General features: G+C 73.4%; 14 protein-coding genes. 11 read left to right on the top strand and 3 right to left on the bottom strand.

The genetic code is table 11. The features are described 5' to 3' along the window. Positions 1-78: 78 nt before the first annotated feature. From ACQP17_RS09680 to ACQP17_RS09670, 3 genes are all read left to right on the top strand, one after another. Complete coding sequence (locus ACQP17_RS09680) at positions 79-1068, top strand: ABC transporter ATP-binding protein (protein WP_433859869.1); 990 nt, start codon at positions 79-81, stop codon at positions 1066-1068. A 100-nt stretch (positions 1069-1168) separates the two neighbouring features. Next, entirely contained in the window at positions 1169-1999 is an 831-nt protein-coding gene (locus tag ACQP17_RS09675) for an ABC transporter permease (RefSeq protein ID WP_433855888.1), read from the top strand. 68 nt (positions 2000-2067) lie between these two features. Beyond that, positions 2068-2757 (top strand): ABC transporter permease, encoded by a 690-nt coding sequence (locus tag ACQP17_RS09670; protein WP_433855887.1) that lies wholly within the window; start codon positions 2068-2070, stop codon positions 2755-2757. 34 nt (positions 2758-2791) lie between these two features. On the opposite strand, the gene ybaK is transcribed toward ACQP17_RS09670, so the two are convergent. From ybaK to ACQP17_RS09655, 3 genes are read right to left on the bottom strand one after another with little or no spacing between them, the layout of a single operon-like run. Continuing rightward, positions 2792-3304 carry a Cys-tRNA(Pro) deacylase gene (ybaK, locus tag ACQP17_RS09665; RefSeq protein ID WP_433855886.1) on the bottom strand — a complete coding sequence of 171 codons (513 nt, stop codon included), beginning with the start codon at positions 3302-3304 and terminating at the stop codon, positions 2792-2794. Positions 3305-3364: 60 nt separating this feature from the next. Then, positions 3365-4111 carry an LON peptidase substrate-binding domain-containing protein gene (locus ACQP17_RS09660; protein WP_364876965.1) on the bottom strand — a complete coding sequence of 249 codons (747 nt, stop codon included), beginning with the start codon at positions 4109-4111 and terminating at the stop codon, positions 3365-3367. A gap of 51 nt (positions 4112-4162) precedes the next feature. Beyond that, a complete protein-coding gene (locus ACQP17_RS09655) occupies positions 4163-5764 on the bottom strand; it encodes an oxidoreductase (RefSeq protein WP_433855885.1) in 1602 nt (533 codons plus the stop codon). A 263-nt stretch (positions 5765-6027) separates the two neighbouring features. Here ACQP17_RS09655 and hisD point away from each other — a divergent pair, with 263 nt between their 5' ends. The 8 genes from hisD to hisF are packed head-to-tail and all read left to right on the top strand — an operon-like array spanning position 6028 to position 11847. After that, positions 6028-7377, top strand: a complete 1350-nt coding sequence (gene hisD / locus ACQP17_RS09650) for a histidinol dehydrogenase (RefSeq protein WP_433855884.1) — start codon at positions 6028-6030, stop codon at positions 7375-7377. Positions 7378-7412: 35 nt separating this feature from the next. Then, on the top strand, positions 7413-8522 hold the full coding sequence (locus tag ACQP17_RS09645; protein ID WP_433859868.1) for a histidinol-phosphate transaminase: 1110 nt from the start codon (positions 7413-7415) through the stop codon (positions 8520-8522). Beyond that, positions 8519-9112, top strand: a complete 594-nt coding sequence (gene hisB, locus ACQP17_RS09640; protein WP_093644834.1) for an imidazoleglycerol-phosphate dehydratase HisB — start codon at positions 8519-8521, stop codon at positions 9110-9112. The genes ACQP17_RS09645 and hisB overlap by 4 nt, the downstream gene beginning before the upstream one ends. A gap of 2 nt (positions 9113-9114) precedes the next feature. Continuing rightward, on the top strand, positions 9115-9279 hold the full coding sequence (locus tag ACQP17_RS09635; RefSeq protein ID WP_364876973.1) for a hypothetical protein: 165 nt from the start codon (positions 9115-9117) through the stop codon (positions 9277-9279). After that, positions 9276-9926, top strand: a complete 651-nt coding sequence (gene hisH / locus ACQP17_RS09630; protein ID WP_364876975.1) for an imidazole glycerol phosphate synthase subunit HisH — start codon at positions 9276-9278, stop codon at positions 9924-9926. Before ACQP17_RS09635 ends, hisH begins: the two co-directional genes overlap by 4 nt. A gap of 8 nt (positions 9927-9934) precedes the next feature. Further along, a complete protein-coding gene (priA, locus tag ACQP17_RS09625) occupies positions 9935-10657 on the top strand; it encodes a bifunctional 1-(5-phosphoribosyl)-5-((5-phosphoribosylamino)methylideneamino)imidazole-4-carboxamide isomerase/phosphoribosylanthranilate isomerase PriA (protein ID WP_433859867.1) in 723 nt (240 codons plus the stop codon). A 21-nt stretch (positions 10658-10678) separates the two neighbouring features. Continuing rightward, entirely contained in the window at positions 10679-11086 is a 408-nt protein-coding gene (locus ACQP17_RS09620; protein WP_433855883.1) for a Rid family hydrolase, read from the top strand. Continuing rightward, complete coding sequence (gene hisF, locus ACQP17_RS09615) at positions 11083-11847, top strand: imidazole glycerol phosphate synthase subunit HisF (RefSeq protein ID WP_433855882.1); 765 nt, start codon at positions 11083-11085, stop codon at positions 11845-11847. The genes ACQP17_RS09620 and hisF overlap by 4 nt, the downstream gene beginning before the upstream one ends. Positions 11848-11863 lie beyond the last annotated feature (16 nt).

Genomic DNA, 11863 nt, shown 5'->3' with positions numbered 1-11863 from the left:
TCGCCGCCGGAGCCCCGCGGGCCGGGGGCGGTCCGGGGACGCGTACCCTCATAGCTCGTGAGGACGGGCGCAAAACAGGTGGAGCGCGGAGTGCCGGTGTGCGCCGTGCGGGACCTGGTCAAGACGTATTCCGCGACGCGCGGGCGCCGCGGCGCGGCACAGGCGCCCGCCGTACGCGCCAACGACGGCATCACCCTGGAGGTGCGCCGCGGCGAGATCTTCGGACTGCTCGGCCCCAACGGCGCCGGCAAGTCCACCCTGGTACGCCAGCTGACCGGCCTGCTGAGCCCGGACTCCGGCAGCATCGCCGTCCTGGGCCACGACCTGGTGCGACACCCCGAGCGGGCCGCCCGGCTGCTGGGCTACCTGGGCCAGGAGTCCACGGCGCTGGACGAGATGACGGTCGCGCTGGCGGTGGAGACCACCGGCCGGCTGCGCGGTCTCGGCGCCCGCGAGGCGCGGGCCGAGCGGGACGCGGTGATCGACGAGCTGGGCCTGGCGGACCTCACGGGACGTGCCCTCAAGCAGCTGTCCGGCGGGCAGCGGCGGCTGGCCTGCTTCGCCACCGCACTGATCGGCGAGCGGCCGCTGCTGGTGCTGGACGAGCCGACCACCGGGATGGACCCGGTCGCCCGGCGTGCCGTGTGGGCCGCGGTCGACCGGCGGCGGGCCGAGCGGGGGGTCACGGTGGTGCTGGTGACCCATAACGTCCTGGAGGCCGAGAGCGTCCTCGACCGGGTCGCGGTGATCGACCGGGGCCGGGTGATCGCCTGCGACACGCCCGGGGGACTGAAGGAAATGGTGAGCGAGGAGGTCCGGCTGGAGCTGGTGTGGCGTGAGGGCCCGCCACTGGACGTGCCCGAGGTCGCCGTCCTCGCCGCCGCCGCGCACGCCGCCGGCCGCCGCTGGACCCTGCGGCTGCCCGCCGACCGGGCCCGCGCCGCCGTCGCCGCCGTCACCTCGGGGCCCGCCTTCGCCGCCCTCGACGACTTCACCCTCGCCACGCCGAGCCTGGAGGATGTCTACCTGGCCCTCGGCGGCCGCGGGGAGGGCCTGGTCAAGGCATGAACGGCGCGGGGCCCGGCGCACGTACCGAGGAGCGCGGACGGTGCGCGGACGGCACGGACCGCGCGCACACAACAGACGGAACGAAAGGCTCGGTGACAGAGTGAGTGTGGTTCCCGCGCAGGCGGTGGCCGGTGCGGCCCCCGGCGCCGGTGCCGGGGCGTGGACCGGGGACGGTGCCGCCCCGCTGGCGCCCCGCACCCGCTTCGGGCCCGCGCTCGGCGCCGTCTACCGCGCCCAGCTCTCCCGGGCCCGGGTGGCCCGGATCCCGCTGCTGTTCGTCGCCACCTTCCAGTCCGTCGGGATCATGATCCTGCTGCGCGGGGTGGTCGACAGCGGTGACCCGGCGCGCTCGGTGGTCTCCGGCTCCAGCGTGCTGGTCGTCGCCTTCGTCGCGCTCAACCTCCTCGCCCAGTACTTCGGCCAGCTGCGGGCCGGCGGCGGGCTCGACCACTACGCGACGCTCCCGGTGCCGCCGGCCGCCGTGGTGCTCGGTGCCGCCGGCGCCTACGCCTCCTTCACCGTGCCGGGGACGGTCGTCACCGCGGTCACCGGCTGTGTGCTCTTCCAGCTGCCGATGGCCCACCTGTGGGTGCTGGCCGCCGTGATCCCGCTCTCCGGGGCGGCGCTGGCCGGTCTGGGCGCGGCCCTCGGCCTGCTCGCCCCGCGTCCCGAACTCGCCACGCTCTGCGGCCAGTTGGGGATGTCGGCGGCGCTGCTGCTGGGGGTGCTGCCGGCCGGGCGGATGCCCGAGGTGATCGGGTGGGCCCGCGATCTGCTGCCGTCGACCTACGGGGTGGAGGCGCTGTCGCGCAGCTTCGACCCGCATCCCGACTGGTTCGCGGTCGGCACCGACCTGGGCGTCTGCGCGGCCGTCGGGGTGCTCTCGCTGGCCGTCGCGACCTGGGCCTACCGGCGGGCGGCCACCCGATGACCGCCTCCGGCCCCTCGAACGGGCGTCCTGCCGCCGGTCCCACCGGCCCCACCTGGCACGATGACGGGGTGACCGCACCGCTGACGCCCCGCGACAACCAACCGCCCGACGAGCCGCAGCATCCCCCGGCCGCGCCCGCCGAAGGGCACGGGTCCACCGCCGAGCCCCGTGACCACGGCGGATCCGTCGGCCCCGAGCTGGCACGTGAGCTGCGCGAGGGCGCGCTGATCGCGCTCCTGGTGGCGGTGAGCGGGGTGCTGCTCGGGCTGCTGTGGAACTGGCTCGCCCCGCACATCCCGCTGATCGCGGACACCCGCAACGTCTACCTGAAGAACACCGAGGGCGAGGAGGCGATCGGCGCGGACGGCACCTTCGTCCTGCTGTCCCTCGGTTTCGGCGTGCTCAGCGCCGCCGTGGTCTTCCTGGTGCGCCGCCGCGGCGGGATCCCGCTGGTCGTGGCGCTGGTCGTGGGCGGGCTGCTGGGCGCGGCGGTGGGCTGGGTGACGGGCATGTGGCTGGGCCCCACCCCCGACGTGGCCGCGCACGCCAAGGAGGTCGGCCCCGGGGTGACCTTCTCCGGGCCGCTGCGGCTCCAGGCCAAGGGCGCGCTGCTGGCCTGGCCGATCGCCGCGATGCTCACCCAGCTGGCGCTGACCGGACTGTTCGGCCCGCGCGACCCGGAGCCGGAGGTGGACTGGAGCGGCCACGACGACCGGCGCGAGGAGCCGCCCGCGCCGGAGCCGCCCGCCGCCCCCTGACGCGCACGGGCCGGCCGTCCCCACGGCCGGCCCCCTAGCTCCGCGCGATCGGCGCGACCCGGGCGCCCGTGAGCGCCACCAGGTCCGCCGGCGCCAGCTCGACCTCCAAGCCGCGCCGGCCGGCCGAGACACACACCGTCGGCCGGCCCTGGGCGGAGGCGTCCACGACCGTGGGCAGCCGCTTGCGCTGTCCCAGCGGGGAGATCCCGCCCCGCACGTACCCCGTGCTGCGCTCGGCCGCCGCCGGATCGGCCATCGCGGCCCGCTTGCCACCCACCGCGGCCGCCAGCGCCTTGAGGTCCAGCGACCCCGACACCGGCACCACGGCGACCGTCAGCGTGCCGTCGACCTCCGCGAGCAGCGTCTTGAAGACCTGCTCGGGCGCGACTCCCAGGGCCTTCGCGGCCTCCTCGCCGTACGAGGCGGCCGCCGGGTCGTGCGCGTAGGCATGCACCGTGAAGGGGACGCCGGACGCGGTGAGCGCCACCGTCGCGGGCGTGCCGCCCGCGGGCTGTCCGTCCTTCTTCTGCTTCGTCTTCTTCGGCACCGCGGAAAACGCCTCACTCGTCCGGGCCCGGCGACCCGCGCGGGGCCGGGCCGCGGAGGGTCAGTTGGGGTGGGTCGGCTGCCTGGTCAGATCCACGGCCGGCAGCGACGGGAGCTTACCGAGCAGCGCCGACTCCTGGCGCAGCAGCGTCAGCTCCTGCGTCAGCCGGGTCGCCGCGTCCGGCGCCTCCAACAGCTGCTGCTTGGCGGGGACGTCCAGCACGGCCGCCGCCGCCACCAGGTACGACAGCACGGACGGGTCGGCCGGCAGGTCCTGCCCGCTCGACAGGGTCCGCTCGTTCGCCCAGGCCAGCCGCTTCTGATAGGTCCGAAAGGCCCGTACGACACCGGAGGCCAGCGCGCCCGCGCCCTCCCCGTCGTCGTCCGCCAGCTCCTCCAGCTCGGCGGTCAGATACGGCCCCGAGGCGTCCACCGACAGCAGCCGGAAGCGGGTGGTGCCGGTGGCGAGCACCTCGTAGCCGGTGTCGTCGTCGGAGGACTTCTCCCGGATGGTGGCCGCGTCCGCGACACAGCCCACGGTGTGGAACGCCTGCATCGGGTCGTCGCCGAAGCCCGCCGCGGGACCGTCCGCGGCCGGCAGGGTGGCGTCCGGCATGCCCTGCGCGGTGGGGGCGACCTCCCGGCCGTCCCGGATCGTGATCACCGCGAACCGGCGGTCGTCCTCGGGCACCGCGCTCAGATCGCGCATCATCGCCCGGTAGCGCGCCTCGAAGACGTTCAGCGGGAGCACGAGTCCCGGGAACAGCACCGAGTTCAGCGGGAAGAGGGGGAGGCGCACGGAGGTCACAGCCCGTAAGCCTAGAGCCTCCGGCGGTCAGGGCCACCACCCGTCCCCCGGCTATTGCCGCCGCAGCAGCCGCGAGGCGCCCGCCGCGACCGTCGTGGCGAGCACCCAGCCCGCCAGGATCAGCACCGCGGCCACCCACTGCGCCCCGCCGTCCGGCTTCCAGGCGGCCCCCTGGTTGAGGTCGATCACCGGGAGCAGCAGGTCGAGGGAGTAGAGGTAGGGATTCCAGGGCGGCGCCTCGCCCGCCTTGAGGGGCGGCGGCGGGGACATCGAGAAATACAGCGTGCCGATCGCCCACAGCACCGCCATCCACACCGCGGCGCGCCCCGGCCGGTAGCCGTAGGCCACCGTCCAGTCCTGCAGGATCCCCCAGGCCTTCGCCGCCAGCGGCAGCGTCTCGCGGCGCCGGCGCTGTTTGGCGAGCAGCACCTCGCGCGCGTCGGCGTCCTCGCCGGTGCTGCGCAGCGAGGCGGCCAGCATCTCGTACGGCTCGGGCGCGTACTCCGGGGTGGCCGCCGCCACCCACTGCAGCCGCAGCGCCAGCGGGAAGTGGCCGCGCGGGATCAGCGTCTCGTAGGAGAAGCCGGCCATCCACAGCCCGCCCAGCCCCGGCCAGCTCGCCGATTTGTCGATGAGGTTGACCACCCGGGCGCCGGAGAGGATCACCCGGCCGCGCTGCGGGCGCTCGCCGAGGAACCGCAGCTCGGGCGTCTGGATCCGGCGCAGCGACAGCTCCTGGTCGGCCTCCATGACGAACCGGGCGTTCTCGAAGTCGACCGCGTCGCCGAAGCGCCCGTCGTCCAGCCGCATCCCGCCCTCGCACTCGAAGCGCTGCACCCGGGTACCGCGCGAGGGGGTCTGTCCGATGCCGTACGGGGGGGTGACGTTGCTGGAGAACGGGGAGTTCGCCAGGCCCGCGGCGGTCAGGTAGAGGGTGCGCTCGACGGTCAGCTGCGGGGCGTTCAGCGCCCGGCGGCCGAACGGGTTGCACAGCCGGCTGCCGCGCAGGCTCAGCGAGACGCCTATGGTGGCGCCGCGCAGCGACAGCTCGCCGTAGGACTCCATCATCTCGGCCTGGAGATCCTGGGCGACGGTCAGCCCGTCCGCCATGACCGAGCGGCCCTGGCGGTCCTTGTGCACCACGGTCTGATTGAGCATCAGGTCGGTGCCGATCTGCGCGTCCGTGAGCCGGATGCCGGAGTGCACCACGCAGCGCGGCAGATGGAGATCGCCCTCGGTGTGCAGCCGGGCCGCCTCCAGCCGGGGTATCGCGCAGTTCACCATCCGCAGGGTGGTGAAGTGGCTCTCCGGCAGCACCACCTCGGCCTCGAAGCGGCAGTCCCGCAGCTCCACGAATGGCTTGATCGTGCCGCCCGCAACGTCGAGAGTGTCCGTGATGTACGCGCCGGTCAGCTGCAGCGCGGCCACCCGCCCCGGCTGCGGGAGCGGGCCGTCGAGCAGCAGCAGCGCCACGACCCGGGCGCGCACCCGGCGCTCGGGGCCCCACAGATGCTGCCCGTGCGGGTCGTCGCGGGCCGGGTCGCCGATGTGCAGATCGCAGGTGCTGCCGTTGCGGAAGGCCTGCCACATGCTCCATTCCGCGGATGTCAGTTGCAGGTCGGCGGGCGCGTCGCCGTCCCCGGGCTCGGTCACGGTGGATCCCCCTTTCGGTCCCGTGGTGTGTCGCAACCTGTTCGGACGCACTTCGTGCACCGGTCCCATGGCGTCCCACAGGCGTCCCCGTACGCCGTCAGCTGGCCCTTTCCCGCCCCGTGTCTGCTTGAACACGCGTGGTCAGGGCCAACTCCGGTCAACTTCGAACGGCCGGGTCACGGTGCGTCCGCGGTGCGCGCCGCTGTGTATCACTGAGTGATACGACCGGTCGGCCGCGGGAGCGGGTCTGAGACACTGGGAGGGTGATCTCCCGAATCGACCTGCGCGGTGACGCCCTCCCCGAGGGCGGCGCCCTGCGCGATCTGCTGCCCCGTGCCGAGTTCGACGTGGAAGCCGCCCTGGAGAAGGTGCGGCCCCTCTGCGAGGACGTACGCCATCGCGGCACCGCGGCGCTGATCGACTGTGCGCGGCGGTTCGACGGCGTCGAGATCACCCGCGTACGGGTGCCCGCCGAGGCCCTGCGCGAGGCGCTCGACGGGCTGGACCCGGCCGTGCGCGCCGCCCTGGAGGAGTCCGTCCGGCGCGCCCGCATCGTCCACCGCGAGCAGCGCCGCACCGACGTCACCACCAAGGTCGTCCCCGGCGGCACGGTCACCGAACGCTGGGTGCCCGTCGAGCGGGTGGGCCTCTACGTCCCCGGCGGTCTCGCGGTCTACCCGTCCTCCGTCGTCATGAACGTCGTCCCGGCCCAGGAGGCCGGCGTCACCGGCATCGCCGTCACCTCCCCGCCGCAGAAGGAGTTCGGCGGCCTGCCGCACCCGACGATCCTCGCCGCCTGTGCCCTGCTCGGCGTCGACGAGGTCTACGCGGCCGGCGGCGCCCAGGCCATCGCGATGTTCGCCTACGGCACCGAGGAGTGCCGGCCGGTCAACCTCGTCACGGGCCCCGGCAACATCTACGTCGCCTCCGCCAAGCGCCTGCTCAAGGGCCGCATCGGCATCGACGCCGAGGCCGGCCCCACCGAGATCGCGGTCCTCGCGGACGCCACCGCCGACCCCGAGCACGTCGCCGCCGACCTGATCAGCCAGGCCGAGCACGACACCCTGGCCGCCGCCGTGCTGGTCACCGACTCCACCGAGCTGGCCGACGCCGTCGACGCCGCCCTCAAGCGCCAGGTGGGCGCCACCAAGCACATCGAGCGGATCACCGAGGCGCTGGGCGGCCGGCAGTCCGCGACGGTCCTGGTCGACGGCATCGACGAGGGCCTGACGGTCGTGGACGCCTACGGAGCCGAGCACCTGGAGATCCAGACCGCCGACGCCTCCGCCGTCGCCGCCCGGGTCCGCAACGCCGGCGCGGTCTTCGTCGGCCCCTGGGCCCCGGTCTCGCTCGGCGACTACTGCGCCGGGTCCAACCACGTCCTGCCCACCGGCGGCTGCGCCTGCCACTCCTCCGGTCTGTCCGTGCAGTCCTTCCTGCGCGGCATCCATGTCGTGGACTACTCCCGCGACGCGCTGGCCGAGGTCGCCCACCACGTGGTGACCCTCGCCGAGGCCGAGGACCTCCCGGCCCACGGCGCCGCGGTCAAGGCCCGTTTTGCCGGAGGCGAACGAGACCGGCACAGTGACTGGAAGGTCCCGCAGAGCAAGTGAGCACGCACGTGACCCGCACCCCCGCCGTGTCCCGGATGGACGACCTCCCCATCCGGGACGAGCTGCGCGGCAAGTCGCCCTACGGCGCGCCGCAGCTGGACGTCCCGGTGCGGCTGAACACCAACGAGAACCCCTACCCGCTGCCCGAACCGCTGGTCCGGCGGATCGCCGAGCGGGTGACCGAGGCCGCCCGCCAGCTCAACCGCTACCCCGACCGGGACGCGATCGAGCTGCGCACCGAGCTGGCCCGCTACCTCACCCGCACCACGGGCCACCCCCTCGGCACGGACCAGGTCTGGGCCGCCAACGGCTCCAACGAGGTCCTCCAGCAGCTGCTGCAGACCTTCGGCGGCCCCGGCCGCACGGCCCTGGGCTTCGAGCCGTCGTACTCCATGCACGGGCTGATCTCCCGCGGCACGGGCACCGCCTGGCTCTCCGGCCCGCGCCACGACGACTTCACCATCGACGTCGAGGCGGCGCGGGCGGCCATCGCCGCGCAGCGGCCCGACGTGGTCTTCATCTGCTCGCCGAACAACCCCACCGGCACCGCCGTCGAGGCGGACACGGTGCTCGCGCTGTACGACGCCGCGCAGGCGGCGCGGGCCGACGGCGCCGGGGCGCTGGTGGTGGTCGACGAGGCCTACGGCGAGTTCAGCCACCGCCCCTCGCTGCTGCCGCTGATCGAGGGCCGGCCCAATCTGGTGGTCTCGCGGACCATGTCCAAGGCATTCGGCGCCGCCGGACTGCGGCTGGGCTATCTGGCCGCCGACCCCGCCGTGGTCGACGCCGTCCAGCTCGTCCGGCTCCCGTACCACCTCTCGTCCGTCACCCAGGCCACCGCGCTCGCCGCGCTGGAGCACACCGACACCCTGCTCAAGTACGTCGAGCAGCTCAAGGCCGAGCGCGACCGCCTGGTCACCGAGCTGCGGGCGGCCGGCTGTCGGGTCGTCGACTCCGACGCCAACTTCGTGCAGTTCGGTCTCTTCGACGACGCGCACGCCACCTGGCAGGCGATCCTCGACCACGGCGTGCTGGTCCGTGACAACGGCGTACCGGGCTGGCTGCGGGTCACCGCGGGCACCCCGGCCGAGAACGACGCGTTCCTCGACGCGGTCCGTGCAGTACTGAAGGAGAGCAAGCGATGACCCGCGTAGGGCGCGTGGAGCGCACCACGAAGGAGACGTCCGTGCTCGTCGAGATCGATCTCGACGGCCGGGGCGACGTGGAGGTGTCGACCGGTGTCGGCTTCTACGACCACATGCTCGACCAGCTCGGCCGGCACGGTCTGTTCGACCTGAAGGTCAAGACCGACGGCGATCTGCACATCGACACCCACCACACCATCGAGGACACCGCCCTCGCGCTGGGTGCCGCCTTCAAGCAGGCCCTCGGCGACAAGTCCGGCATCTACCGCTTCGGCAACTGCACGGTCCCGCTGGACGAGTCGCTGGCCCAGGTGACCGTGGACCTCTCCGGCCGCCCGTATCTGGTGCACACCGAGCCGGAGAACATGGCGCCGATGATCGGCAGCTACGACACGACGATGACCCGGCACATCTTCGAGTCGTTCGTCGCCCAGGCCCAGATAGCGCTGCACATCCACGTCCCGTACGGCCGCAACGCCCACCACATCGTGGAGTGCCAGTTCAAGGCACTGGCCCGGGCGCTGCGTTACGCCAGCGAGCGGGACCCGCGGGCGGCCGGCATCATCCCGTCCACCAAGGGAGCCCTCTAGCCGTGAACGGCCTGTCCACCGTCTTCATCCTGCTCGGGCTGTTCCTCCTCGGCGGCGTCTACTCCTTCTGGAAGCAGCAGCTGCCCAAGAGCCTGATCGTGCTGCTGTCCATCGGCTCGGCGCTGTGCCTGGCCGCCGGCGTGCTCCGGCTGGAGGTGTGGAATTGACCGCCTCCGCACGCCGTAAGCAGGTCGTCGTCCTCGACTACGGCTTCGGCAACGTCCGTTCCGCCGAACGCGCCCTGGCCCACGTCGGCGCCGACGTGGAGATCACCCGGGACTTCGACCGGGCGCTGAACGCCGAGGGGCTGCTGGTCCCCGGCGTCGGCGCGTTCGCCGCCTGCATGGCCGGGCTCAAGGAGGTCCGCGGCGACTGGCTGGTGGGCCGCCGGCTGTCCGGCGGACGCCCCGTGATGGGCATCTGCGTCGGAATGCAGATCCTCTTCGGCCGCGGCATCGAGCACGGCGTCGAGACCGAGGGCCTGGACGAGTGGCCCGGCACGGTCGGCCCGCTCAAGGCCGACGTCGTCCCGCACATGGGCTGGAACACCGTCGAGGCCGCCGGGGACTCCCAGCTCTTCGCCGGGCTGCCGGCCGACGCCCGCTACTACTTCGTGCACTCCTACGCGGTGCACGACTGGGAGCTGGAGGTCACCAACCCCCATCTCACCGCGCCGAAGGTCACCTGGGCCACGCACGGCGAGCGCTTCGTGGCCGCGGTCGAGAACGGCCCGCTGTGGGCCACCCAGTTCCACCCCGAGAAGTCCGGCGACGCCGGCGCCCAGCTCCTGACCAACTGGATCAACACCCTGTGAGTCCCCTGATGCCGAAGCTCGAACTCCTCCCCGCCGTCGACGTCCGCGACGGCCGGGCCGTCCGCCTCGTCCACGGCGAGTCCGGCTCCGAGACCTCCTACGGCGACCCGCTGGAGGCGGCCCTGGCCTGGCAGCGGGCCGGCGCCGAATGGCTCCACCTCGTCGACCTCGACGCGGCCTTCGGCACCGGCGACAACCGCGCGCAGATCGCCGAGGTCGCCCGGTCCATGGACCTCAAGGTGGAGCTGTCCGGCGGGATCCGCGACGATGACACGCTCGCCGCCGCCCTCGCCACCGGCTGCCGCCGGGTCAACCTCGGCACCGCCGCGCTGGAGACCCCCGAGTGGGTCGCCAAGGTCATCGCCGAGCACGGCGACCAGATCGCGGTCGGCCTGGACGTGCGCGGCACGACCCTGCGCGGCCGCGGCTGGACCCGTGACGGCGGCGACCTCTATGAGACGCTGGCCCGCCTCGACGCCGAGGGCTGCGCCCGCTACGTCGTCACCGACATCCAGAAGGACGGCACCCTCCAGGGCCCCAATCTGGAGCTGCTGCGCAACGTCTGCGCCGCCACCGACCGCCCCGTCGTCGCCTCCGGCGGCGTTTCCTCCCTCGACGACCTGCGGGCCCTGGCCACACTGGTGCCCGAAGGTGTGGAGGGCGCGATCGTCGGCAAGGCGCTCTATGCGAAGGCATTCACCCTCGAAGAGGCGCTGGCAGCAGTGTCGTAACGGCGAACGAAAGGCCGCGTGATGACCATCGAGCGCGTACGGACCGACAACCCCTGGGAAGAGCGGATCGGCTTCGCACGCGCCGTGGCCGCCGGCGACCGGGTCCTGGTCGCCGGCACGATGCCACTGGTCGACGGCGTGCTCCAGGGCGAGGGCGACCCCTACGTCCAGACCCGGGCCGCCCTGACCAACGCGCTGGCCGCCCTCAAGCCGTTCGGACTGGGCGCCGACGCGGTGCTGCGCACCCGCCTGTACCTCACGCACCTGCGTGACGTGGACGCGGCCGGCCGCGCCCACCGTGAACTGTTCGAGGCCACCCCGCCGGTCGCGACCCTGGTCGTGGTCTCCGGCTTCGTGGACTCCCGCGTCCTGGTCGAAGTAGAACTCGAAGCATTCCGAGAACCGGCAGAAAGGCCCGTGCACCCATGACCCTGGCGGTCCGAGTCATCCCTTGCCTGGACGTCGAAGGCGGCCGGGTCGTCAAGGGCGTCAACTTCCAGAACCTGCGGGACGCTGGCGACCCGGTCGAGATGGCGAAGATCTACGGCGAGGAGGGCGCCGACGAGCTGACGTTCCTCGACATCACGGCCTCCTCCGGCAACCGCGAGACCACCTATGACGTGGTGCGCCGCACCGCCGAGCAGGTCTTCATCCCGCTGACCGTCGGCGGCGGCGTGCGCACCCCCGACGACGTCGACAAGCTGCTGCGGGCCGGCGCGGACAAGGTCGGGGTCAACACCGCGGCCCTCGCCCGCCCCGACGTGATCCGGGAGATCGCCGAGCGCTTCGGCAGCCAGGTCCTGGTGCTGTCCGTCGACGCCCGCCGCACCGACGCCGGCACCCCCTCGGGGTTCGAGGTCACCACCCACGGCGGCCGCCGCGGCACCGGCGTCGACGCCGTCGAGTGGGCCCACCGCGCCGTCGCCCTCGGCGCCGGCGAGATCCTGCTGAACTCCATGGACGCGGACGGCACCAAGGACGGCTACGACACCGAGATGATCGAGGCGGTCCGCAAGCACGTCACCGTCCCGGTGATCGCCTCCGGCGGCGCCGGCCGGCTGGCGGACTTCGCCCCGGCCGTCGCGGCCGGCGCCGACGCGGTGCTCGCCGCCTCCGTCTTCCACTTCGGCGACCTGCGCATCGGCCAGGTCAAGGACGCCCTGCGGGGCGCGGGGCACCCGGTGCGCTGACACGACGATCATGAAC

The sequence above is a fragment of the Streptomyces kronopolitis genome (genome assembly GCF_050953795.1).
GTDB lineage: Bacteria > Actinomycetota > Actinomycetes > Streptomycetales > Streptomycetaceae > Streptomyces > Streptomyces kronopolitis_A.
Note: the sequence above shows the minus strand (reverse complement) of the source record. Positions and strands in the feature narration are given on the sequence as shown.